The following is a 24,624-nucleotide window of genomic DNA, read 5'->3' on the forward strand; positions in this document are numbered from 1 at the left end:
TTTGTCGATGCCGTAACGCCCGCTTGGGCACAGTAACGGCAAGCGGAATACAGAAGTTGCCGCAGTCCATCACCGGGCGCGGCCGTTTCTTTGTTTCTTCATTCCCGCCCAGTTGCTTCAGTTCCCTTCAGGCCACCCCGTTCAGGCGACCTTGTGCCCCGTTTCCGGAGGATAGATGTCTAATCTTGCCCACTCAGACCATGCCGCAGGGGCTGAACGCCGCCCCGCCGCGCTGCCCATGAAGGCCATCATTCCCGCTGCCGGACTGGGCACGCGCCTTCGCCCCTTGACGTATGCGCGGCCCAAGCCGGTGCTGAAAGTCGCCAACAAACCGATCATCTGCCACGCCATTGCCACGCTGTCGGAGGCGGGGATTGTAGACATCGGGATCGTGGTGTCCGACCTGACGCGCAAGGCCATTACGAGCGCGGTGCGCGGCCTAGAGGGCGTGAACATCACGTTTATCGACCAAACCGAAATGCTGGGGCTGGGGCACGCCGTCAAGGTGGCCCGCGAGTGGGTGGGTGACAGCAACTTTTGCGTGTACTTGGGTGACAATCTGTTCGAGCAGGGCGTAGGGCGTTTTATCGACCTGTTTCATCGCCGAGGGGCCGACGCGGTGGTGGCACTTGTCGAAGTCGACGACCCCAGCGCCTTCGGGGTGGCCGTGATGGGCGAGAACGGGCACATCACGCAGCTTGTCGAAAAGCCCAAAGTGCCGCTCAGCAAGTTGGCGGTGGCGGGCCTGTACTGCTTTTCGCCCGTTATTTTTGACGTACTGGAAACCCTCAAACCCAGCGCACGCGGCGAATACGAGATTACCGACGCCATTGCCGAACTGATTGAAGAACGCGGCAACGTGCTGGGCGAGTGCGTGCAGGGCTGGTGGAAAGACACCGGCAAGCCCGAAGACCTGCTGGACGCCAACCGCCTGCTGCTGCGCGAACTGAAAAGTTGCGTGCTGGGCAAAGTGACCGATTCGCGCCTGACTGGGGCGGTGGTGGTGGAGCCGGGCGCAGAAGTCATCAACTCCGTGATCATGGGGCCGGTGACCATCGCCGCCGGAGCCAGAATTGAAAACGCGTATTTGGGGCCATATACCAGCGTGGGGCGCGGCAGCCTGATCCGCAATGCCGAGGTGGAATACAGCGTGATAGACGAAGATGCCGAGATCTGCAACATGAGCGTGCGCCTGCAAGAGTGCCTGATTGGGGTCAAGGCCCGCGTGATCGGGCACGGGGCCATTCCGCGCATTCACCGCTTTGTGCTGTCGGATGCCAGCAGCTTGGAACTGGGGTGCTGAGGTGAGCGACTTGACGCCTATTCCTTCCAGTTCAGACCAAGTAGTGTTTGTGCCGCACACTGCGCCCGTGAACGCCGACAACGATTTTCGGCGCTTGGGCACAGTCTTGAAGCGCAGTGCGGGCATTATCGCGGCCAGCGCCGCCCTCGCGGCAGGTACGGCCTACCTGTTGGCGGCCCGTCAAACGCCCGTGTACCAGTCGAGCGCCAGCCTGATTACGGTCAGAAATGATGGCGGCAGCAGCCTGCTCAACGGCAGCGTGTTCGCGGCCCCGTCGCTGCCACGCGGCGCACTGCAAGAGGCCCTGCAAAGCAGCGATGTGCGCGGGCGCGTCGTCAACCAGCTTCAGACGTTCGGCAAAGGGTTGCCCGCCGCTACGCTCACTGGCCTGACTTCACAGGTTCGCAACGACATTGGCAGCGTGCTGAACGTGCAGGCGCAGGGCAGCGGGCAGCAAGACGGCGTGTTCGACGTAAAAGCATCGGCCACCAGCCCACAGGCCGCGCAGGCGTTGGCCGATGCCGGGGCCGCCGCCCTCCTCGGCTGGGATGCGGGCCGCGCCCAAGTGCGGTTGGCCCAGTTGCGGCGCAGCTTCGAAGGGCAATTCGAGTCGCTCGATACCCAGTTGCAGGCCGCGCCCACCGCTGCTACCAGTCCCCGCCGCGCCGCGCTGGAACGCCAAACCCTGACGGCAGCGCGGGCGCAAGTGCTCCAAAATTTGGCTCAGGTCACGGCGTTGGAACAGTCCACGGCGGGTAGCCTCGCGGCCTTGGCAAGTGCCGAGTTACCCCGGCAGGCCGCCTCGCCCCGCCCGGCTAGAAGCGCGGTGCTGGCGGCCCTGCTGACCGCCCTGTTGGTGGGCGGCGCGGCGCTGTTGTGGGCCGGGCGGCGGCGCACCGTATACAGCGAGCAAGACGTGTTGGGTTGGGGCGTGCCGGTGCTGGGGCGCTTGCCCAGCGTGCCGGGAATCCACAACGGATCAGGTCTATTGGCCGCGCTGCATTCGGGTGGCTGGCAAAACGGCGTCAACTTTTTGCGGGTGAATGTGCTCTCTCAGTTAGGAACAACTGGTGCGGCAGGTCAGCCCCGCCGCGTGGTAGTCGCCAGTGCCGGGACAGCCGAGGGCCGCAGCAGCGTGACCGTGGCGCTGGCCCTGAGCCTCGCCCAAAGCGGCGAGCGCGTGCTGGTGGTTGACGCCGACACCCACCGCGCCGCCCAGACTGGCTTGTGGCAGAGCCTTCAGAGCCAGAACAACACGCGCCCGAGTGCTGCGGGAGAAGCAGGTCGCCCCATTCCCGTGACCGAGCGGGTTGACCTCTTGCCTGCCAGCGCCACCCGGCGCATGGACGGCTCACTGGATCAGACCCGGCTGGAGCGTGTGCTGGACGGTATCAGCGCCCAGTACGACACCGTGCTGTTCGACACCCCACCCCTACTGACCTCGCCCGATGCGGTGGCGCTGGCGGCGGCGGCTGACGGTTTGGTGCTGATCGTCGTTCCCGGCGCTACCTCGCTGGATGACGTCTCTGCTGCCTTCGACGCTGCCCGGACGGTCCGCGCCCGCGTGCTGGGCGTGCTGCTGAATGCTCGGCCCCGGCTGAATGGGGCGGCGGTGGCTCCGGCTCCGGCAGTGGTGGCCCGCGAACGGGTGGGTGGGGAGACGATTACGCAGTAACGGGCAAAAACAGCACAGCGGCGTCAAGGATTAGCTTTGACGCCGCTGTGCTGTGTGGTTGATGTCGGCTCAAACCTTCTGGAAAGACTGCTTGGCGGGTTTTGCTCGTTTGAAAACCTTAGTTTTTATCTGGTTGTTCGGCTTGCTGCCACTTTTCCCCCGCCCCCACAGGGGTCAGGGGAGTTGGCGCTCCGCTGAGGCGGATTGATCTTGCCGCGTTTCAAGTCGGCTTCCTCGTTCTTTTGAAGCTGAACTGCCAGTCGTCTTGAGAATGGAATTGGCCCACCCGCTGCGCGGATGACGGCCTCACACGCATTTGGCGGGGACGATCTGGGGTAGCGGTGTCGGAGTTTTCGCTCCCTCGCCCTTGACTTGCAAAGCTCCGCAGGAGAGGGGGGACTCGTAGAGCTGCGCAGCAGTGGGCTGGGGACTCGCAGAGCTGCGGAGCAGAGGGGGTGGGTGAGCAAAACGATTGCTCCTCCTGCACTTCCCCCTACTCTCCCCCGCCCCACGGCCACACCCGCACGGTCTTGTCCAGCCCACCGCCCGACGCCAAGGCCGCACTGTTTGGGGCAAAAGCCAATGCCTGAATGGGAGCCGTGTGGCCGAGAAAAACCCGCACGCTTCGCCCAGTTTGGGCGTTCCACAGCCGCACCACGCGGTCTTCTCCTGCCGAGGCGAGGGCGGTTCCGTCAGGCGAGAAGGCCGCCGCGACGATTGGGGTGGCAGTGGACAAGGTGCGGGCCAGTTCGCCGCTTGACGCTGTCCACAGCTTGAGGGTGGTGTCTGCGCTGCCTGTCAGCAACTGCTGACCGTTGGGCGCGAAGGCCACCGCCGTCAGGTCATCGGTATGGCCCCGCAAGGTTCGGATTTCTCGGCGGGCAGCCACATTCCACAACCGGGCCGTATTGTCGCGGCTGGCGCTTGCCAATTGGATTCCGTCCGGGCTGTAGCCCACAGCGGTCACGACATCGGTATGGCCCAACAGGGAGGCTTGCAGGTTCCCGCTACCCATGTCCCACAGCTTCACGCTGTTACCTAAGCCCGATAAAGCCGTGTTATCGCCGCTGCCGCTGGCAAGCTGTTTTCCATCGGGACTGAAGGCGAGTGACGTGACGTAATAAGTGTCTGGCTGGAGCGTGAAGCGCAGTCGGCCTGTAGTGACTTCCCAAATTCGGATACGGCCATCTCCGCCCGCCGAGGCCAACAGTTGGCTGTCGGGGCTGAAGGCGAGCGCGTTCACGGCACTCTGATTCGGCAAGCTGCGCGGAGCCATACCTGAAACTTGCGGTAACAACATGACCTGTCCCGCGCCGTTGCCCGTAGCCATCAGTTGTCCATCAGGCGAGTAGGTGAGGGCAAGCGCCGCGCTGCCGAGGTTGAGGACTTGAGGCTGTGAGCTAGGGGCCACCTGCGACACCTTCAAGGCAACTGGGCTGCAGCCCAGGCCCACGCCGAGCGTCAGTGTGAGGTACAGCAATGTGGGCAAAGTGGTGCGGTTGATTGACATGGGGGAAGTCCTCCTTAACGGGTCTGAGGGCGCTTGTCTAAGAGAGGGCAATTGCTCTGCTCAATCCCTGTAAAAAACCCGCGCCGCGACTCCCGAGAAGGTGAGTGGCGGCGCGGTGGGCGGTGCGGAATGGGGGAGGCGGTTAGGTCACTTGACCCGGACCAGCGTCAGCTTGCCTGCGCCCGTCTGCTCGTCCAGTTGCGCCACGTACAGGTGCCCAGTAGACCGGTTTTCGGTCAGGTCAAGCGGGTTGGGCGTGAAGTTGCTCAGGCCGGTCACGTAGGTCTGCGCCGTGATGATGTCCAGATTGGGGCCACCGGGCGTCAGCACCACGATGTCTTTGCCTGCGCTGTAGCGCACCACCAGCAATTTGTTCCGCAGGGCCGAGGTAGGGGCGTTGGTGTATTCCTCGATCACGCCGTTGGCCGAGGCATGTTCGCCAAAGTCGTAGGCGAAGCCGCGCCAGTTGCGGTCAGGCAAAGTGCCCACCGGGTAAGAGGCGACTTCGGCCTTGTCGGTGCCGGCGGTGGGGTTGCCGCCGTTTTGCACCCATTCGCAGCGCTGGGGGTTGGGGTGGCCGTAGTACCCTCCCGGCAACACCCGGAACAGAAAGTCGTGCTGCACGGTCACGCTGGTCAGGCCGGGTACGGCGGGGCTGGTGTAGGGGCCGTCCGAGCGGTTGTCGCAGGCGGCAGGCAAGGTGGCGGGAGTGGCCGGAGTGTTGCCGCCCGCCGCCGAACCGTTGGTGGGCACGTACAGTTGGCCGTTGGTGTGCCACACCATGTCGTAGGCGTTGCGAATCCCGCTGGCATAGATGGTCACGGGCGCTCCGGGGGCGTAGGGATCGTACAGCCCGCCCTCCGAAGTCTTGACGCTGATGGGCGGCGACGGAATGCGGCTGAGATCGACGCGCAGCAGCGAGCCGCTGAGCAGGCGTTCGGGGCGGTTGCCCCAAGCGTTGTCGGGTGCGCCCATGGCCGAGTTGCTGCCCTGAAGCACGTACAGCGCCGTGGTGTCGCCGGGCCGGAAGGAAATGCTGTTGGTCTGATGATCGCGGATAGAACGGGGCAGGCCCACCACATAGTCCTGCACGTTCTCAAGGTTGGGGCCGCTGAGCCGCGTAATTTTGCCGCTCCAGTCAGGCGAATTGGTGCTGCCGTTCCAGAAGTGGTTGTTGCTGATCCAAGCGATCAGGTTATCGGCGGTGGCGGCAGGGTCAAACTTCAGGCCGATGATGGTGCGCGGCCCCCCGTTAGCGGTTTGCACCGACGTGATGGTTTGCGGCGCAGTCACCGTGCCGTCTGGCTCCACACCAAAGCGCAGGATTTCTCCGGTCAGGGTGGCGGCGTAGAGTTTGCCGTCCGGCCCCATTTCGACGGTGGTGTAAGGCATGCTGGGGGCGTTGGGCAGCGCAATTTGCTCGAAGGCGACGCCGCTGGTATCGGTAGAACTGGCCCCGGTGACGAAGGTGGAGCGCAGGGGCAAGAAGGCCGCGCCGTTGAGGTCTTTGAGATCGGCCGTGATTTCGAACAGGTAGCGGGTATTGGCCTGAAGCGGCGAAGTGGGCTTGATGACCACCGCGTCGCCGCCGCCCGAGGTATTGACATTGGCCGGGATGATCTGACTGGTGCCCAGATCAATGATATGCACCGCCGCCGCCGTGAGGGTGTTCAGGTCGATGGCATTGTTGGGCAAGTTCACGTCCGCCGTGACCGACACGGTGGGATCGACCATCGTCTGGTGATCTTGCGGAGAATAGCCGCGCACGCTGGGCCGGTCTCCGGGCTGAATGATCACGTAGTTCAGCTTGGTGTTGGTGCCGCCCGTCGCGTCGATGGTCAGGCGTCCGTCCTGCACATTCGCCAGCAGCGTACTGGACATGAATTTGCGGGTAGCGATCGGTACGAAGCGGGCAATGGCGAGTTGGCCCTCGATGTTGATCTGGTGGGCGCTGTCGTAGGTGTTGCTGGCGTCGCCCACGCTGACCGAGACGTTATAGACGCCGTTGGGCAGGGCGTATTCCCACGCAGCGGGCGTGCGGACGGCCGTCGTGCTGGAGACGTTGGCCGGAAACTGCATATGCATCAGCGTATTCAGGCGGGCGTCTACGCCCACCAGGTTGCGGTTGCGCGAATTGGGCGTGATGTCGAGAGGCACGCCTGCGCCGCTGCCGACGCTGGCCTGCGTGATCCAGCCGGAGCCGCGTGCGGCGTCGTAGGCCGCGCCCGTATCGGCGGTGTAGCCAGTGGGTGGGGCCGAACCTGTGGGCCGGAAGTTGATCAGGAGGCCGCCTGCAGGCAGCGTAGACACCGCATTGACCGTAATTTGGGCGCTGCCCGACTTGCTGGGATCAAAGGTAGAGGTAGCCGTCACGGTGGCGCTGCCTGACCCTACACCCGTAATCAGACCCGATTGGCTGACCGTCACGATGGCGGTATTGCTGCTGGCCCACGTGACGCCGGGGCTGTAGCTGCCTTGCCCGCTCACTTCGGCGCTCAGTTGCTGCGTGCCGTTCACGTTCAAGCTGACCGGAGCCGGGCTGACCGTGACGCTGCTGACCGCAGGCTGCACCGTAGAGCAATTGATTTTGGCACTGGCCCAGTCGCCGTGATCGAACTGCACGCCGTTGCCGCCATCGGTGACGCGCAGGGTCAGTTGCTGTTTGCCTGCCACGCTGACGTTCACCGAGCGGGCCGGGTCTTTGCCGGTCATCAGGCCGCTGTCGAACAGCGTGTCTCCATCGGCCAAGACCTGAAAGATTAGGCTGCCTTTGTCGCCCACTTCATCGTCTACGCCCACTTCGGCGCTGAATACAGAGCAGGTGCCGCCCAGCGCGTAGACCAACTGCGAGGCCGCGTGAACGCCGAGGCCTTTGGAATACACCGTGCCGCCGATGGTGAGGGGGCGGCCATCGCCTGCCGGACGCTCTCCAGTGCTGGTGTTGTTCTCGTATGGCCCGTAGCCGTTGGTGGCCGACAAGGGCGTCAGTTCGCTCAGCAGCTTGTCGCCGGAAGGCTGGGGCGTGCTGCACGTCACTTTGGCATCGGCCCAATCTGCATGATCGAAGCTGGGGCCATCACCGTTGTCGGTAACCACGAGGCGCAGGCTCTGCACGCCGTTTACGTTGACCGTTACAGGTTTGGCTGGGTCGATACCGCGCATGGTGCCGGAATCGTAGATTTTAGTGGACACGCCGTTCCAGACCTGAAACACCACGCTGCCCCGGTCGCCCACTTCGTCGTCTAGCCCCACTTGGGCACTGAACGCCGTGCAGGCTCCGCCCAGCGCGTAGCGAATATCGGAAGCGGCGTGTACGCCCAGCCCTTTGGCAAAGGTCGTGCCGCCGATGGTCAGGGTCAGGCCGTCGCCGGCCGCACGGGTATTGTTGCTCTTGTTGATTTCGATGGGGCCGTAACCGTTGGTGGCCGAAGTCCACGTCATATCGCTGAGTTGCGTTTCGGTGGGGGTATCGAGCGCAGACAGGCCCACGCCGCGCCAAGGGTAGCCGAAGCCGCCCGGATAGGGGTCGGAAGAATCGGATTCGTCAGACCACGAGTAATCCACGCCGCTGGCGTAAGGGTAGGCCGCTTCTGGCCCACTGGTGCTGGAGGAAGGCGGCGAAGAACAAGCCACCAGACTTGCCCCAATCAGGCACAAAAGGCCCATCCGCACTGTTTGGCGCGGGTTGGTTTGCCGTTGGGCGGGTGAATTTGCAACGGATAGAGCCTGCTCCGTTAACTGTGGCGCGTCAGAATCTCGCGCTGCTAAGTACCGTTGACCCATTCAGGTTCCTCCAAAAGCATCTGCGCCTTGATTGGGGATGCGGGGCGAGTGTGGCAAGCGGGGCGCTAACCTATCGTTTCGGGCCTCTTCATGAAGGACGTCTAAAGCTGACGCTCACCGAGCGCGGCCACTGTGAGACAAGCGGTCGGAATGTGCTTTGAGGAATTTGAAAGGGGCGAGAGCTGACTTAATACGCGCCTGTGCCGCCCAAAACCACTTTCAGGGTGCGGATCAAAATGATCAGATCAAGCCGGAGCGACCAGTGGCGCACGTAATAAGGATCCCACTGCTCCATGCCCTGATTGCCCGCCGCCGACCGGCCCGACACCTGCCACAGCCCGGTCATGCCGGGGCGCACCCGCTGGCGCATCAGCTGCACCGCCACCGGAAGTTGCTTGGCGTGGTAGGCAGGCAAGGGGCGGGGGCCAACCAAGGACATCTGGCCCTGCAACACGTTGACCAGTTGCGGCAATTCGTCGAGGCTGGTTTTGCGGAGCAGGCGGCCAATTCGGGTGATGCGGGGATCGCGCCGGAGCTTGTGGTTGGTTTCCCATTCGGCCCGCAGCTCTGCATTCTGCAACAAGGTGTCTTGCAGCAGTTGTTCGGCGTTGGGACGCATGGTTCTAAATTTCCACGTGGGAAACAGCGACCCGCCCAAGCCCACCCGCTCCTGCAAAAACAGCGGATTGGCGCGGTCTTCCAGCCAAATCAGTGCGGCCACCCCGAGGCACAGCGGCATCCACAGCGGCGCACTGACCAGCACGCAGGCCACATCAAGCGCCCGTTTGCCGGTCAGTGCCAGTGGCCGCATCAGGCTTCGGCTCACCGATAAGCCCAGAGCGCCGCCGCCTTCATTGGTTCTCATATCCACTTGGTACCCCCGCCGCACTGCGGGCCACAGACAACACGCTGGCTAAATCGTACGGCGCTCCAGCTTGTGGCGCCGCCATCTGGAGCAACGCAGCCCGGTACAAAACAGGCTGGCACACAGGCTTTTTTAAGGTTGCTCGGCATGTATCACTCCTCAAGCACGGTCAGATCGGCTTCTGGTTGGTCAGGTCCAGGTTTGGTCAAGAAATGCGACAACCACAGCGGCGGGAACAGGCGTTGACCCAGTGCCAAGGCGGCCAACCCAGCCGGGTCAGTGGCAGCTCAAAACGTGCCCTATGACCCTTTAGACGCTATGCTGCCGAACTTCTCGTTACTCAAACGTAAAAGCACTTTGGCTGCGGCACTGTGGGGGCGGCAGAATCTAATTACAGGCTTTGTCCCGGCTTTCGCCTGCTGCACCATCACCTGAACGACATTTCAACCACAAGAAGTGGAATCGGAGCAAAGGCCGGCCAACCGCCACCGCTCAATCCCGCTCTCAACCCTCAAACGCATCACACGTTGGTCAGATGTACAGCCGCAGGTCTAGAGCAGCGGGCTGGGTGCGCTACTCTAGAGGCTCATTGAGCTTGCCTGCCGCCCTCTCCCCCACTCGCCCCGCTCCCGAAGTCTGGGTTGCCGAAGAACGTGGGGTTTTTTTGCCCACCAGCGGCCACATCAGTTTTGTGGGACTGCATGGTCAGGCGCTCGAGAAGCCGGGGGCGGGCAAACCGGTAAAAAACGACAACGGCCAGCGGCTCCCGTATATCGAGAGTTACGGCCCACATGGGGTTCAGGTGCGTCTGACCGACTGGGTAGGCCGCCTCACCTTTGTCACCGAGTCGGATGCAGGACGGGTGCAGCATCCGGTGTTGGTGTACCCGGCCAAACTGCACGAGCAGCCGCAGCAGGCTTTTGCAGCGCTGGGCCGGATGGTAGACGCCCTACCGGAATTGGGCCAAATCCTGAATTTCCCGCAGGCTCTCTTGTCGGCCAGCGATGAGTTGGCGGCGCACAGAGGGTCAGGCCCGGCGGCCCCGCACTTGCTGGAACTGGCGGGGCAGGCATGGCACCTGTGGCAATTGGCGCGGCGGCGACCTCAGTTGGTGCAAGGACATGGGCAGCGCGTGCTGGACGATGGCCGCGTACCTGACCGGGTAGACTGGGATCTCACCTTCGAGCATTGGGGGCGGGGCGGATTCCCTGGTCATGTGGCCCGTGACCTTGCTCCGCCCCTGCCGCCAGCCGCCACTTCTGCCCTGCTGGCTTTGTGGGACGCCCTGATCGCGGCGGCCCAGCGCCTGCCCCACTCTGCCGAGCGCACGCCGCTGCTCACGCGCTTTGCTTGGGCCAAAGCCGCGCTTCCCGGTGGGGGAGCAGCCCCGTCTGCTGGCCGGTCTGCTCCCCATCCAAACCGGGCAGGCCGAGGGACAGCATCGACGGCGGCACCAACAACGCCACTGGGCCAACCTGCCGACCCACTGGCCCGCCAAGCCACGCTGCTGACCGAGCAAGTGCGCCAGTGGTCGCAGCAGGCCACCGGAGTTCCGGAGGGTCACACCCGCATGGCCGAGCTGTACGAAATCTGGGCGCTGGCCCGACTGACTCAGGCACTCGGCGCAAGCAGCGGTGAATTCCAGCGGGACAGTTCCGGCCTGTTTACTGGCACGTTTCGGGGCAATGGCGTGACCGTGACCCTCAATCCACAGCTCAGCTTCCGGGGCATCGGGCTGGGGCTGCAACTGCTGCGCCCCGACCTGCTGGCGGTGTTCGATGACGGGCGGGCGCTGGTGGCCGATGTCAAATACCGTCCCCTCGACCGCCTGATGGCCCAGCAACTCCGCGACATCAACGATCAATTGCTGCGGTATATGGGCCTGTCTCACGCGGCGACGGGCCTTATCCTGTGGCCGGGCCGGGCCGAGGCTGCGCGGCCTGCCAGCAGACCCAGTTTGAGTGGAAGCGGCGTTGGTGGGTTTAGTGCCCTGAGGAACAGTGCGGAATGGACAGCCGAGCCCCAGCCTGAGCCGCCGCCCTACAGCCCTGAGCAGGCCATTCAGGTCAACCTGCTTCCCGGCGAACGTGCCCGCATGGCGCGCGTCCGGCTTCATCCCAACGATCCTCACGGGGCACTGCCCTCGCACCTCCACACTCTCGGCTTTCCCGAAGTCGGGGCATGACTTCCACACCGTCTCACACACCTGAATCCACCCTATGAACACCAGCTGTCAACCAACACCATGACCTCTAGATCTCCGACCAACACCCGCCCCGAACCGTCCGTTTTTGCGACGGTCTTCGCCCAATTCAAAATCCCTTACGACGCGCTGGCCCAGTTGCCCGCCGAACAGCAACGCACGCTCGATATGGTTGCGGTGGGAGCCGATTGGATCAGCGATTCGGTGGGCGCACTGCTGTCGCCCGTTTTGCCACTGGCCGTGCCGGGCGCGGCTCCGTCCGGACGGCGAAACGCAGAGCAACTGGTGGAGTTTCCGTGGGCCGACCAAAGCACCCGCGCTGAAGCCGCTGCCATGGCACAGGTGCACCTGCTGGTCTGCGACGTGATCAGCGATTCTCCACGTGGGCCAGACGCCGTGCTGCGCTTTTCCGGGCATGTGGCCGACGAGCAGGGCGGGGCGTGGATCATGTTTGCCCCTGCACCGCGCCCACTGCTGCTGGCCGCCGAACTGTGTGCCCGCCAAAGCGTCCTGGGCAGCCTGACCAAAACGCGGGTGCTGGCTTACCGCGCCGTGCCCTTCTATGAGCATGTCCTGTCGCTGGAAGCCCTGCTGCGCTTCTTGCCCAAAAAACGGCAAGTGGCGTTGGTTAAAGACGTGCAGGTGTACGAACACCATCTGGAACGCCGGGGGGCAGACTTTTGGCACCACTGCCAATTGCGGGCCGCGCACAACGAATCCAGCGGGCCGGGGCAGCACACGCAACCGCTGGGCAGCAGCCTGATCAGCGAGTTGTTTTTGCACGCTCTGAGTGGCCCGTCTCTGCCTTACGCCCATCTGGACGGTCAGCCGCCGCCTCGCCCCAGCATGGACGCCCGCAACTTCCTGGAAGGATTGCTGCGGCCTCCGAAGCCCAAAGTGCCTGAGCCGACCAAGCCGGAACCAACCAAACCTGTCAGTCCCCACACAGGCGACGACACCACAGGCAGCGGCTCACCAGTTATTTTGCCCATCATCACGGAGCCTTCTCCCCCGCCTGCGCTCGCCCCACCGGCTGAAACGGAGCCGGAAATCAGAGTCGAGCCAGAACCGTTGAAACCACTGCCAGTGAATCCACCGCCCACCCTGTGGGACAGCCTTCAGGGGCGGTTGGTCATCGACCGGGAAGTGCTGGATACGGCGCGGGTGGCCCTGAGTTTGGCCCGCCCCCTGCTGCTGGAAGGTGCGCCCGGCACAGGCAAAACGCTGCTGGCAACCTTGCTGGCCGAAGCCTTCTGCGGGCCGGGCAACTTTACGTTGGTCACAGCAGACGCCCGCTGGACAAGCAGTGACGTGTTGGGCGGCCTGAAAGTGGCTCCCGGCGACAGCCTGCGCTACCTGTTTCAACCGGGCAGCGTGACGCGGGCAGCGCAGCGACACCACGACAGCATGCAGAATTCTGGGCGGCCCCACGCCCTGATCATCGACGAATTCAACCGTGCGCACCAAGACGAAGCGTTCGGGCGGCTGCTGACCCTGCTTGATCCCGAATACCGCAGCCGAATGCCGCTGGTGTCAGAGGCCGACGGCGCACCGGAAGCCGTGTATTTGCCGCTTGATTTTCTGTTGATCGCCACCATGAACGACGCCGATGTGGGCCGCCTGCACGAAATCGGCGCGGCCCTGACCCGGCGCTTCGTGACTTTGCCGCTCACGGTGCCGCGTGAGGAACGGGCCTTTTTGGAACAAACTCGCCCACAGGTGGACAAAGCCCGGCTGAACGCGCTGTACGCCTTCGTTGGCAGCGGCCAACCCTCCGAAGACCGCGCCGCCAAACGTCTCCGCGCTTACGTGACGGTCGGCACGCATTTTATGTGCGAGGCGCTGGCCCTCACCGGGGCGGGCCTGTCGTTGGATGACGCCCTAAAAACACTCACCTATCCGCATGTGGCGGGCCTGAGCCGCGACACCCTGACCGCGCTGCACCGCACGGCTCAGCAGGTGGAACTGCCGCATTTGGCAGCGCAACTCCAGACCGCAGGAGAAGCCGCGCCGTTTTAGAACCTTTGTCGTTGTTGACTGAACGGAGTGAGGTTCGGGGAGCAGTTGGGCACCATGTGAGCGTCAGCAGTCTTTGTTTTGACGCTGTCATTTCGGCCCATGCTCTAAACACCGCGCCTTGTCAGAGCGAATTCAGCGTAGCTCAGAACAGCCCTGAGAATTCTACCAGCCGCTTGCTCATCCCATCTTTTGGCGGGCCAGCAACCAAAATGCTTTAAGCTCCCCGAATGATCATGAATCTTTTGCTGATCTTTATTCCGGTCAGCCTCCTCTTGGAATACGTCTTTAAAGCGCCGCCCCTGTGGGTGTTTATCACCTCCACTGTCGCCATCATTCCGCTGGCCGACTGGCTCCGCAAGGCCACCGAACAGGTCGCCGCCCGCGCCGGATCAGCCATCGGCGGGTTGCTGAACGTGACCTTTGGCAACTTGGCCGAACTCATCATCGCCATTTTCGTGCTGCTGAGCGGCAACATTACAGTGGTGAAGGCCCAGATTACGGGCAGCATCATCGGCAACGGACTGTTGGGCCTAGGCCTCGCCATCCTGATCGGCAGCTTTGGCCGCACCAAACAAAAATTTAGCGGCCAGAACGCCGGACAACTCAATTCCATGTTATTTTTGGTGGTCATCGCCCTGATGATTCCGGCCCTGTTCGACTACACCGAACGCTTGCCCGGTTTCTCGGCAGGCAGCGACGCCGCCCGCAACAACCTAGACGAATACCTGAGTTTGGCCGTTGCCATCGTGCTGATCGTGGTGTATCTGCTGAATTTGCTCTACACCCTCGTGACCCACAAAGACGCCTTCGCGCAGGAAGAAGGCGCACATGAGGGCAAAATCTGGCCCGTCTGGCAGGCGGCGGCAGTGCTGGTAGGCGGCACGGCCCTGATCGCCCTGCAATCCGAAATGCTGTCGGGGGCGCTGGAAGCCACGAGCAGCACCCTCGGCCTCAGCCCCTTCTTTCTGGGCATTATCGTGCTGGCGGTCGTGGGCAATTTTGCCGAATACCTTGCGGGCAGCTACTTTGCGCGGCAAGGCAAAATTGGGCTGGCCATCAATATCGCGGTGGGCGCGACCATTCAGGTGGCTCTGTTTACCGCGCCGCTGCTGGTACTGATTTCGTACGCCATCGGCAAGCCTATGAATCTGGTGTTTTCCAGCCCGCTGGAACTGGTGGCGATTGTCGCGGTGGCCCTGACCGTCACCACGGTGACCAAAGACGGCGAGGCCACTTGGTTTGAAGGTGTGCTGCTGCTGACCGTGTACGTGCTGCTGGCGCTGGCCTTCTTCTTCGTCACGCCGGGCGAAGAGACGAGGTTGCCCAGCAGTCTTCCGGTTGCGATGAGTGCACCTGCACCTGCTTGGGCCGCTTGATCTGGGGTTGTCGGAAAGTCTCTGACCACTCAAATAGATCGCTGTTGATCGCCACTGACTGACCCAGCCTGCCCCGCCGCTCAATCTTGGCCCCACGCCCTTCGGCTGGGTGTGCAAGATTGAGCGGCACCTGTTTGGCCCTCTCAATACGCCACCCTTTTCTATCCAGGAGTTCCCGATGACCCTCCCCGTGTACCAAGCCGCGCCGCAACGCTACGATTCCATGACCTATCAGCGCACCGGGCGCAGCGGCCTCCAGCTTCCGGCCATTTCGCTGGGGCTGTGGCACAACTTCGGCGGTGCAGACCGCCTCGAAACCGCCCGCACTATTTTGCACCGGGCCTTCGATCTGGGCGTCACCCACTTTGATCTAGCCAACAATTACGGGCCACCTGCGGGCAGCGCCGAAAGCACTTTTGGACAGGTGTTGGCGCAGGATTTGCTCCCCTACCGCGATGAATTGATCATTTCCAGCAAGGCGGGCTATGACATGTGGGCCGGGCCGTATGGCAACTGGGGATCACGCAAGTATCTGGTGTCCAGCCTCGACCAAAGCCTGAAACGGATGGGGCTGGAGTACGTCGACATTTTTTATCACCACCGCCCCGACCCCGAAACGCCGCTGGAAGAAACGATGGGCGCACTCGATTACATCGTCAGAAGTGGACGGGCGCTGTACGTGGGCCTCAGCAACTATTCGCCGGAAGGCACGCGGGAGGCCGCCAGAATCCTGCGCGAACTGGGTACGCCCTGCCTGATCCATCAGCCCAAATACAGCATGTTGGAGCGTGGCCCGGAAGCTGGCCTGCTGGACGTGCTGCGCGAAGAGGGCATCGGCAGCATCGTGTTCAGTCCACTGGCGCAGGGGCTTTTGACCGACAAATACATGCACGGCATTCCCAGCGACTCCCGCGCCGTCACATCGGGCCGGTTTCTGCGCCCCGAACATGTGACCGACGCTGTGCTGGAGCGCACCCGCCAACTGAACGCCGTAGCCGCCGAACGTGGGCAAACGCTGGCGCAACTGGCATTGGTCTGGGTGCTGCGCCACACGGAAGTGACCTCGGCCTTGATTGGGGCCAGCAGGCCAGAGCAGGTAGATGACGCAGTCAGCGCACTGGGCAACCGCGACCTGAGTGCCGAGGAATTGGCCCAGATCGAAACGATTTTGGGCGCGTAACGCCTTCTCTTTCACTTTGGCAAAGCATCAGCCGACGCCTTGCCGCGCTTTTGGCGTCCTCCCCCACCAATACGCGCCCTGACCCCCCCCAAAATCTCTAGCCAAATGCAGAGAAACTCGTCCCATCGGCGGTGTGAGACGCGTAAGGTGTAGAGATGCTGGTGTCCCTGATCATCGTCGCCGTGCTCGTCGGCTTGGTGTTGCTGGCGCGGTTTGTTGCCCGCCAGCGAAAGTCTGATCCTCGCTCTGCGCGTACTCCTGTCGTCAAAACGCCCCCCACCGTCCAATCTGGTGTGAGGGTCGTTCCCAAACCTCCCGTTCAGGCCGTCGTTCCCGACTTCCGCACTCCGCCCGGCACGGCAGACCTGGACGATGTAGATGCGTTGCGCCCAGAAATAGATGCTTCGGCCCTCGCCTCTACCCGCTTGGCCGTGACGCAAGCTGTCCCCGATGGCGTGCTGGCCGACGCCCTCTTAGATGCCACACCCGCACAACTTCAGCACCTCTTTGCCGCCGTTCCCGACGACGTGTTGGCCGACGCTCTGGGCGGTCAACAGGCTACCCAACAGCCCCTCAAAGCTGCTGACCTCGCGCAACTTAAAGGCATCGGTGACGCCGTAGACGAGCTTGATTTCTGGAACCTGTCCGATAAGTCTTGAATGGGGATCGCCATGGTTCAAACCTATCTGGCAAGTAAGCCAGTAGCTATGATTCGCACTATTCGAAAGCTTCGTACAAATCAGTAAGCTAGTTTGCAGGCTTTGCGAGACTGGTGGCGCGGCAAAATTTTTCGGTTGTCAGCAATTCTCAAGGCTCATCGTCATCTAAGCCCATAGAAGCGCAAGCTCCTCCCCAGAAAAATGAGGAGGAGCCTCCATACTTTAGACTTTGGAGAGAGACGGGTTTTCATGCATCCGGCCTGCGCGCTGTTTTGATAGAGCAATCAGCCTTGAATTAACGTGAGTTCGGGTTAAGCCGATTGGCGTAATATCGCTTTTCATTACGCTCAAAGACGAAAAATTGGCAAGAGTTGAGGCTCACTGAGATGATTGGTTTGCACACCTACTCAGGAGCCACTATGACCATACTTGAATTGTGTTGCGACGTCGACGACTTCTGCCAAGCTCTCCCACCAGTTCAAGTGTCGCTCACCAGACCTGCTCTCCCGGAGCAGGCCCTGTACGCCCGCCCGATCCGCAATCGTCCCACTGGACTCCATCTCAGCGAAATCATGACAATCCTCATCGCCTTCCATCAGTTGAGCTATCGCCAGTTCAAGGCGTACTACACGACAGACATCCTGCAACATGGACAAATAGACTTTCCAAAAGCGCCGACCTATGCTCGTTTCGTGGAGTTGATGCCACGGGCACTGCTGCATCTGGTGATGTATCTCTATCGCAGCTTCGGTGCGTGTCCCGGGATTTCTTTCGTTGACTCCACCACGTTGGAAGTCTGTCAGCTCAAGCGGATGAACACCCATCGGGTGTTCAAAGAGGACGCCGCCTGAGGCAAGACCTCCATGGGCTGGTTCTACGGCTTCAAGCTGCACTTGATCTGCAGCGACACGGGTGAGCTGCTCTGGGTGGGCCTCACACCAGGCAATGGAGATGATCGCGTCGCTCTGCGCGAGTGTTGCCAACACGACCTGTTTTCCCTGTTTGGGAAGCTGTTCGCAGATCGCGGGTCTATCTCCCAGGCACTGGTCACCGAACTCTTGACTGAGCACCAGGTGGCGTTACACACCCGGCTCCGCAAGAACATGAAGTGCGCTGTCCCCGTCCTGAGCGAAGACGCTCTCTTCCTCAGGAAGAGAGCCATTATCGAGTCCGTCATTGATCAACTGAAAAACATCAGTCAGATCGAGCCTTCCCGTCACCGCAGCCCCGTCAATTTCATGATCAACCTTGTGTGTGGACTGATTGCCTATTCCCGTCAGCCCAAGAAGCCCTCGCTCATCCCGCAAGCAGGCCCCTTGAAGCTCGTGGCTTAACCCGAACTCACGTTTGAATTACGTAATTCAAGATCACCCCGGAGATTGGCGCAGATGCATCACTTCAAAAGATCATTCAATTCTTGCATCAGTTTCAAGGCATGCAGGCGACGAGGTTCGGTGAGTTTGGAGAGCCGCCGAACCGAAATATTTTTCTTAAGTTGCTCCAGCACCGGCTCAGTGTGAAGTTCGGGCTTCAATTGGGCAATGGCGATTCTGAGATCGGCGTGGGTCAACTCCTCCCCCAGCACCCGATTCAGCAACTCGGCATGGTGGCGCTGCGGGGCACGGGAAATCAGCACGGCTTTGCTGTAGTCGAGGCGGCCCGATTGAACTGCGCCGATGAGGGTCACAGGCAATTGAAGGGCAGGCAGACCGTTGGTGACAAAGGAAGTCCACTGTTCGCGGCCCAGTTGGGAAAAGAGCTGCTCCATCAGTTCCACCTGTTCGGGGGCGCTGCCCGGATCACTGCGAAGTTGTTTGAGGAGCATGATTGCGGCGTCGATGCTTACGCCGAAGCGGTGGGCCACCAGCTTCAACTTAGAGGTCACTTCGTCGAAGCGGTTCAAGTCTTCGCGTTGCAAATTTTCGACTGCCGAAATGATATCTACTTCTTCAGGCGACAAGCTACGAATGAGGACAGGCACACTGGTCAAACCTGCCTGCTGCGCCGCGCGCCACCGACGTTCGCCATACACGATTTCATACTGCCCGTTCTCCACCAGGCGAACCATGAGCGGTTGCAATACGCCCTGCTGCCGAATGCTTTCTGACAACTGCTGTAACGAATCTGGATCGAAAAAGCGGCGAGGCTGGCGTGGATTGGGCTGAAGCGAATGAATTGGCAAGCTTTGCGCCGACTCTGCCGAGGTTGGCTGTTCGGCAGTTGAGCCTGAAAACTGTAGGGAGCGGTTTAGCAGATTGCCCAACCCCGCACCCGATCCCTTGGACTGAAACCGATTTTTAGTCATGCTTCTTCCCCAAACGCCTCTTTGATCTCGTTCCAAATTTCGGTGAACTGGGCAAGTTCTGTGGGGCACTGTCCAAAGACCTTCTCGTAGGCACTCAGCGATTTGACGACGGTACTCAGGCGGGGATGTGCGTTGAGGGCATCGTTGGCCTCATGCGCCATCGCTTTTCGGGCATCGAACCGGTTGAGCACAATGGCATAACTGAAATCTTCTAACGCAGCCCCCAAATCGGTCAACAGTTCAAGGGTAGTTGCCAAGCGGTCCACGTCCATCCCGGTAGGCAGCACGGGCACCAAGACGACATCGGCAACAGTGGCTGCACTTTTCAAGATTTCGCGGTTGTTGGGCGGCGTATCAATAATGACGGTGTGACCCGCTTTGGCAAGGTCGCGTGCCTGCCGCATCAGCGTATTGCGCTCGGCGGGAATGACACGGAAGGGCAACTCGATTCCATCGGCCTGTGCGTGCTGTTGCCAGCGAAAAGCACTGACTTCTTCATCGGCATCCAACACCACCACTTGGTCTTGCTCTAGCGCAATAGCGGCCGCTAAATGCATGGTCAGGGTGGTTTTACCCACACCACCTTTCAAACTGGTGAGCGCCACAATACGCGGCGTTTGCACAGGGAGTGAGGGCGTCGGCACGAGCGGTGCCACTGCCTGCCCATGCTTGGTCATCACGAGAGGTTGCCCAGTATGTTCTACTTCCCGAATTCGCTCTGGCAGCTCTTCGAGGAGTGCCCGAATACCCACGGTTTTTCGGCTCATAGACAGAGTGTACACAGCGGGGCCAAAAATCCCAAGCTCTGAATTACGTAATTCAAGACTCGGCGCGAGGGGGCCGGAAACCAAGTACCCAACCAAAACCCTCCAAACCCAACGACAATCACCAACGCTTCGGCGCTTTGAATTACGTAATTCAAGAGTTGACCTGCCTCACTCGCCGCACCTGAATTGGGCCACATACCCTGCCCATTCTTACAAAGCAGCCTCGCTCGGGCCGCCACACTAGATGCCATGACCTCAATTCCCAACAACCTGACCGACGAACAAATCCCCAAAGAGTTGGCTCAGGCGCTGGCCGGACTGTACAGCGGGGCGGCTCGGTTGCCTGCCCGTGTGGGAGGTAGAACGGCTGGGTTGGCAGCCTTGCGAGCCTACAACCCCAAAGATTACGCGGCCCGAAATCACTTGCTGGCTCCTATCTCCCGGCTGTCGATGTACTTGCGTCACGGTATGCTGTCGCCCAGAGAAGTGGCCGACCACATTCGTGCCCGTGCGAGAGGCACAGACCGCGAAGAAGGGCTAAGGCAACTGGCATGGCGCGAGTTCTTTTGGCTGGTGCTGAAGCAAAAGGGCCGTGCCGTCTTGGAGAACTTGGAAGAACCCAAGTACCGCGCCGATTGGTCAGCCGAATTGCCGGGCGATATACGGGACGCGAAAACCGGGTTGCCCTGTGCCGACGATTGGATTACGCATCTGAAAGAAGACGGATACATGCACAACCACGAGCGCATGTGGTTCGCGGCCTACCTGATTCACTGGAGGCGGGTGCATTGGAAAGCGGGCTACGACTTCTTCCGGGAGCATTTGTTGGACGGCGATTTGGCGAGTAACGCCCTGAGTTGGCAGTGGGTGGCCAGTACGTTTAGCGGCAAGCCCTACATCATGAATCAGGCCAACATCGAAAAATACTCAGCGGGCAAGTGGTGTGAGGGCTGCACCGCCGATTGCCCCTTCATGGGCAGCTATGAGCAGCTGCAAGAAAAGCTGTTTGGATGGCGGGCGTGAGCGCGGTGGTCTGGCTTCACGGCGACAGTCTCTCTATCGTTGATCCGGCACTCACCGCTCAGCCCACCGCGCCCGCACTCTTCGTATTTGACCGCCCCTTCTTATCCAGCCACCGCATCGCTTTTCCCCGACTGGCCTTCATGTACGGCGGCGTGCGTGATATTGCCGCCGCACGCTCGGCCCCCACCGACATCCGGGTGGGCAGCGTAGCCGAAGAATTGGCCCAATTTGCCCGCGAACATGGAGCCACCGAACTGCACGCCACCGAGAATCCGACGCCGGAATTCGGGACGATTTTAACTGGCGTGCGCGAACGCTTTCCAGAGTTGCGGGTGGTGGTGCATCCCGCCGAACGCTTGACGACTTTCAGCGGCCCAGTGACCAAGTTCTTCGGTTTTTGGAAGAAGGTTCAGGGGGAGGTGTTGAGCGGGGGCGACCTGTTTCGGGGCCTCGATCTGCCGCCCAGTCCCGAATCCAAGCCCCAGCGCGATCACCGCACCCGCTGGCGGAAATAAAAGAGAAGGCACGGCTCACCAAGCCCGTGCCTCTGGTTGAACGTGATTACTGGTCTAACTTGACATCCCCGGCGCTGCAATAAGACCCCGGCGTGTGGGCCAAATGCACCACCCGCAATTCCTCCTGCTCGGTGCCGAGGCTGGCCGGACGGAATTCCGGCGCAGCCTGCCAATCAAACTGTGGCTGCTCAGGCGCAGCTTCCTGGTGACGCCGAAGCGCCAGCGGCAGCAAGCGCATCCGGCGCTCTGTCCATTCAGCGTCCCACGGGCCTTCCGCCGCGATCTGCTCGGCAGCGCGGAACTCGTAGTAGATGGTGCGGCGCAGCTTCTTGCCCTCCGCCCGCTCGGAACCATGCACCACCATCACGTCATGCAGCAGCACGTCGCCGGGTTCCATTTCCACGTAGATGCTGCCGGGGGCGTCCCAGCCGTACTGCTCGGCCAACTCACATACATCGGCGGGCGCGGTCTGGCTCCTGGGAATCACGCGCAAGGCACCGCCGCCCGCCCGCGACTCATCCAAATACAAGTCGTAATTGAAGATGCGCCAACGACGAGGATGCACCGCGTCTTGATGCCAAGGCACTTTTTCGCCGTCGCCCTCGAACTTGAAGACCATGCTTTCGTAGGTGGGCACAAAATTTGGCCCGCACAAGCTTTCAGCCACGCCCAGCACTTCGGGGCTGCCCAACAGTTCCAGAGAGACGGGTTCGCCCTTGTCGTGAACGTAATCGACCCGCCACATGACCCGGCCCACTTCCCTGTGGGCAAACAGATGGTCCGAATTTTTGCCGCCGTCCTCTAGGCCGCGCTCTATCCAGCGTTGGCCCGCCGCCTGAAGCCGCGTGAGCAAGTCGCCCGTGACCCAGTTTCGCAGAACGAGGTAGCCGTGTTCATCAAAAAACTGCACCTGTTCGGCGGTGAGATGAAACGGCGAAACGGGCGGGGGAAAGGCGGACGGTGCATCGGTTAAAGCAGTCATAGCGGGCCTCCGGTAAGTTGCAGCAACAGCAGTAGAGTTGAGCTTCAGAATAGAAGGTCCCACTTGGAAAGTCGTTCGGCTTTTGGCTTTGAAGTTCCGGTATTCTCAGCATGTGCCCGCCCACGTTGCACTGCCAGAGCCGGAAGAAGTGTTCGGGCTGGCGTGCTGGCGCGGACAGCCGGGGGCTATGGCCACCTTTCACCGACATAGGGAGATAGAACTAAATCTAGTGCTGCGCGGCTCGTTGACCTACCTGATCGGGGGCCGCCGCCTGACTGTGGCTGCCGGACAATTGGCGCTGCTCTGGGCCGCCATGCCCCACCGCCTGATGAGCAGCGACCACCAAACCGACGTGTTTTGGCTGACTGTGCCACTGGGTGACGTGTTGCGCTGGCACTTGCCGCCGCAACTGGTTCAGGCCATGCTGGGCGGTCAGGCGGTGCATTCGGAACCCACCGACGCCAGCGATCAGGGACGGTTTGAGGGCTGGGCTGACCTCCTCAAGCACCCCGCCTCTGCCGAAGCGCGGCGAATCATTTTGTTGGAGTTGGAGGCCCGGTTGCGGCGCTTGGCCCTGAACTGGACGGCATCCCCACCGACAGGAAAACCCAAACCCTTGCCGGGTATCGGTGCAGCCGATCATGTGGAACGCATGGCCGCGTGTGTGGCCGAGCGGTATCAGCAGCCCCTGAAAGTGGCCGAGATTGCCGCCGCTGCCGGGCTGCATCCCCACTACGCCACCACGCTGTTTCGGGCGGCGTTGGGCGTGGGCCTCAGCGAATACCTGACCCAGTCGCGCATCGCCCACGCCCAACGCCTGCTGCTGACCACCGATTTGCCCGTGCTGGACATCATGCACGAAGTGGGCTTCCGCTCTACCAGCCGCTTTCACGAGGCGTTTGTGCAGGCGTGTGGCGTGGCTCCCAGAGCCTTTCGGCAGAGAGCTTGAAGACAGGGGCTTAAGCTCTAGCCTTTGGCCTGCAACCGCACCGCCACCACCCGCGCCAATACTGCGCCTGCCAGCGTGACGCCAAATGCCAACGCAAAAGCCGTACTCAGCGGCGTGGCCCGCGCAATCAGTGCGCCGCCTGCACCTGCGGCCAGCGCGACCATCAGCACTTCTATATTTGCCAACTGGCCCGACAATTCGCCCGCACCCGCGCCCTGTGAATCTGCGCTCGCCAGTGCAAACAGGCTGTTGCTGTTGTAGCCGATGCCCATGCTCAGGCAGGCCACGAACCAGCCGACGTAGGCGCTCCAGAGGGGGAGGCCGCCCAACACGCCAGCGGTGGTCAGGAGCAGTCCAGCCAGCACGCCGAGCATGCCAGCACGCACGCGGGCGGGGCGGGTGTGGGGGCCAAAGCGCCGCTCCAATTGCGCCTGTAGCCACGCGCCCAATGTCCAAGTGGCCCCGCCGACGCTGAGTAAACCGCCCGCTTGAGTAAGGGTCAGGCCGCGCAACTCGTGCAGGGCCAGCGGCAGAAACGAATTGGTGCCCAACAATGCAAAAGCCGCCAAGCCGCGCACCGCCAACGCGGCAGGCAAGCCGCGCTGCGCCCGCCAGAGGCCCGCCGGAAACAACGAGCGTGAAGTCAGGGCTATACCCACTGCTCCCGCGGCAACGAGAGCCAGCCCCCAGAGATCAGGACGGCGCAGGCCCTCAATCAGCGACCCGGATGCCACCGATAAGCCCAGCGCAGGCCACAACACCCGGCGACTGACCAAGCCGCCTGGCCCACTTGCGCTTTGTTCTGATGGCTTGGGCGCGTTCCGCAGCGGCAATATGCACAGCGGCGCACCCAGCACCAGCACGGGCAGCAGCCCCCAGAACACGGCCCGCCAAGACCACGCGTCGGCAATCAGGCTGGCAATCAATGGCCCAGTCAGGGCGGGAATCAGCCACGCACTCGACACCGCCGCCAACATGCGGGCGCGGGCCTGTTCGGGGTAACGCGACGTGATCACCGCAAACGGCAACAGTCCCAGCCCGCCTGCGCCGAGGCCCTGCACCAGTCGGCCCAGCACGAACACAGGCATCGTGGGGGCCAAACCTGCCCCCAGCAATCCGAGCGCGAAGACCGCTAGAGACACACTGGCCCCCACCGCCAGCCCCCGCCGATCGGACAGTAATCCTGTGAACACGGCCCCAAACAAGCTGGACAGCAAGAAGGCGCTGGACGCCCAGCCATACAGGGCAAGCCCCTGCAAATCGTCGGCCACACGCGGCAATACCGTGCTGACCGCCATCGCCTCGAACGCCACGATCAAGACGACCAGCAGCAACCCGGCGCTGAGCGTGGGCGGCACAGCGGTAGGCAGCACAGTGGTAGGCGGCACAGTGGTAGGCGGCACGGCGGGTTCAGACAGGCCAGATTCCTTGCGGCTAGGCGGGGGAGAGGGGCGGGCAGCACGCACGAGCGCCATCTTTTCACACCGGGGCAATGCAGGGGGCAAGGATG

General features: G+C 62.0%; 17 protein-coding genes and 1 pseudogene. 11 read left to right on the forward strand and 7 right to left on the reverse strand.

Going from position 1 to position 24,624, the window contains the following annotated elements; translation table 11 throughout:
- Positions 1 to 238 precede the first annotated feature (238 nt).
- Positions 239 to 1,303, forward strand: coding sequence for a glucose-1-phosphate thymidylyltransferase (locus tag E7T06_RS02165; RefSeq protein WP_136364336.1), 1,065 nt, complete (start codon positions 239 to 241; stop codon positions 1,301 to 1,303).
- 10 nt (positions 1,304 to 1,313) lie between these two features.
- The gene (locus tag E7T06_RS02170) at positions 1,314 to 2,978 is read left to right on the forward strand and encodes an AAA family ATPase (RefSeq protein WP_168733330.1); all 1,665 of its coding nucleotides are present in this window, start codon (positions 1,314 to 1,316) and stop codon (positions 2,976 to 2,978) included.
- A 493-nt stretch (positions 2,979 to 3,471) separates the two neighbouring features.
- Here the strand turns inward: E7T06_RS02170 and E7T06_RS02175 are convergent, their stop codons facing one another.
- The 3 genes from E7T06_RS02175 to E7T06_RS02185 all read right to left on the reverse strand — a co-directional run bounded on the left by E7T06_RS02175 (position 3,472) and on the right by E7T06_RS02185 (position 9,136).
- Entirely contained in the window at positions 3,472 to 4,488 is a 1,017-nt protein-coding gene (locus E7T06_RS02175; protein ID WP_136364219.1) for a WD40 repeat domain-containing protein, read from the reverse strand.
- Between the two features lie 147 nt (positions 4,489 to 4,635).
- Positions 4,636 to 8,154: an NPCBM/NEW2 domain-containing protein gene (locus E7T06_RS02180; RefSeq protein WP_240740803.1), complete on the reverse strand. Its 3,519-nt coding sequence runs from the start codon at positions 8,152 to 8,154 to the stop codon at positions 4,636 to 4,638.
- 304 nt (positions 8,155 to 8,458) lie between these two features.
- Entirely contained in the window at positions 8,459 to 9,136 is a 678-nt protein-coding gene (locus E7T06_RS02185) for a sugar transferase (protein WP_136364221.1), read from the reverse strand.
- A 589-nt stretch (positions 9,137 to 9,725) separates the two neighbouring features.
- On the opposite strand from E7T06_RS02185, the gene E7T06_RS02190 reads away from it, so the two are divergent.
- The 6 genes and pseudogenes from E7T06_RS02190 to E7T06_RS02215 all read left to right on the forward strand — a co-directional run bounded on the left by E7T06_RS02190 (position 9,726) and on the right by E7T06_RS02215 (position 17,907).
- Entirely contained in the window at positions 9,726 to 11,321 is a 1,596-nt protein-coding gene (locus tag E7T06_RS02190) for a hypothetical protein (protein ID WP_136364222.1), read from the forward strand.
- Positions 11,322 to 11,381: 60 nt separating this feature from the next.
- Positions 11,382 to 13,358 (forward strand): AAA family ATPase, encoded by a 1,977-nt coding sequence (locus tag E7T06_RS02195; RefSeq protein WP_136364223.1) that lies wholly within the window; start codon positions 11,382 to 11,384, stop codon positions 13,356 to 13,358.
- Positions 13,359 to 13,585: 227 nt separating this feature from the next.
- On the forward strand, positions 13,586 to 14,734 hold the full coding sequence (cax, locus tag E7T06_RS02200; protein ID WP_136364224.1) for a calcium/proton exchanger: 1,149 nt from the start codon (positions 13,586 to 13,588) through the stop codon (positions 14,732 to 14,734).
- Between the two features lie 178 nt (positions 14,735 to 14,912).
- The gene (gene mgrA / locus E7T06_RS02205) at positions 14,913 to 15,914 is read left to right on the forward strand and encodes an L-glyceraldehyde 3-phosphate reductase (RefSeq protein WP_136364225.1); all 1,002 of its coding nucleotides are present in this window, start codon (positions 14,913 to 14,915) and stop codon (positions 15,912 to 15,914) included.
- 155 nt (positions 15,915 to 16,069) lie between these two features.
- Complete coding sequence (locus E7T06_RS21615) at positions 16,070 to 16,573, forward strand: hypothetical protein (RefSeq protein WP_240740804.1); 504 nt, start codon at positions 16,070 to 16,072, stop codon at positions 16,571 to 16,573.
- 728 nt (positions 16,574 to 17,301) lie between these two features.
- Positions 17,302 to 17,907, forward strand: a pseudogene (locus E7T06_RS02215) (IS982 family transposase).
- A gap of 59 nt (positions 17,908 to 17,966) precedes the next feature.
- Here the strand turns inward: E7T06_RS02215 and E7T06_RS02220 are convergent.
- Both E7T06_RS02220 and E7T06_RS02225 read right to left on the reverse strand, forming a co-directional pair.
- Positions 17,967 to 18,878, reverse strand: a complete 912-nt coding sequence (locus E7T06_RS02220; RefSeq protein WP_136364226.1) for a ParB/RepB/Spo0J family partition protein — start codon at positions 18,876 to 18,878, stop codon at positions 17,967 to 17,969.
- A complete protein-coding gene (locus E7T06_RS02225; RefSeq protein ID WP_136364227.1) occupies positions 18,875 to 19,645 on the reverse strand; it encodes a ParA family protein in 771 nt (256 codons plus the stop codon). Before E7T06_RS02225 ends, E7T06_RS02220 begins: the two co-directional genes overlap by 4 nt.
- 249 nt (positions 19,646 to 19,894) lie before the next feature.
- Between E7T06_RS02225 and E7T06_RS02230 the strand changes: the two genes are divergently transcribed.
- Together E7T06_RS02230 and E7T06_RS02235 are read left to right on the forward strand one after the other, a co-directional pair.
- On the forward strand, positions 19,895 to 20,668 hold the full coding sequence (locus E7T06_RS02230) for an FAD-binding domain-containing protein (RefSeq protein ID WP_136364228.1): 774 nt from the start codon (positions 19,895 to 19,897) through the stop codon (positions 20,666 to 20,668).
- Positions 20,665 to 21,183 carry a deoxyribodipyrimidine photo-lyase gene (locus tag E7T06_RS02235; RefSeq protein ID WP_136364229.1) on the forward strand — a complete coding sequence of 173 codons (519 nt, stop codon included), beginning with the start codon at positions 20,665 to 20,667 and terminating at the stop codon, positions 21,181 to 21,183. Before E7T06_RS02230 ends, E7T06_RS02235 begins: the two co-directional genes overlap by 4 nt.
- A 46-nt stretch (positions 21,184 to 21,229) precedes the next feature.
- Here E7T06_RS02235 and E7T06_RS02240 read toward each other — a convergent pair whose 3' ends face one another.
- Positions 21,230 to 22,165: a phytanoyl-CoA dioxygenase family protein gene (locus E7T06_RS02240; RefSeq protein WP_136364230.1), complete on the reverse strand. Its 936-nt coding sequence runs from the start codon at positions 22,163 to 22,165 to the stop codon at positions 21,230 to 21,232.
- A gap of 112 nt (positions 22,166 to 22,277) precedes the next feature.
- Between E7T06_RS02240 and E7T06_RS02245 the strand changes: the two genes are divergently transcribed.
- Positions 22,278 to 23,114 (forward strand): helix-turn-helix domain-containing protein, encoded by an 837-nt coding sequence (locus E7T06_RS02245; protein WP_136364231.1) that lies wholly within the window; start codon positions 22,278 to 22,280, stop codon positions 23,112 to 23,114.
- Positions 23,115 to 23,131: 17 nt separating this feature from the next.
- On the opposite strand, the gene E7T06_RS02250 is transcribed toward E7T06_RS02245, so the two are convergent.
- Positions 23,132 to 24,589: an MFS transporter gene (locus E7T06_RS02250; protein WP_136364232.1), complete on the reverse strand. Its 1,458-nt coding sequence runs from the start codon at positions 24,587 to 24,589 to the stop codon at positions 23,132 to 23,134.
- Between the last annotated feature and the right edge of the window lie 35 nt (positions 24,590 to 24,624).

The organism is Deinococcus sp. Arct2-2 (genome assembly GCF_004801315.1).
Lineage (GTDB): Bacteria > Deinococcota > Deinococci > Deinococcales > Deinococcaceae > Deinococcus.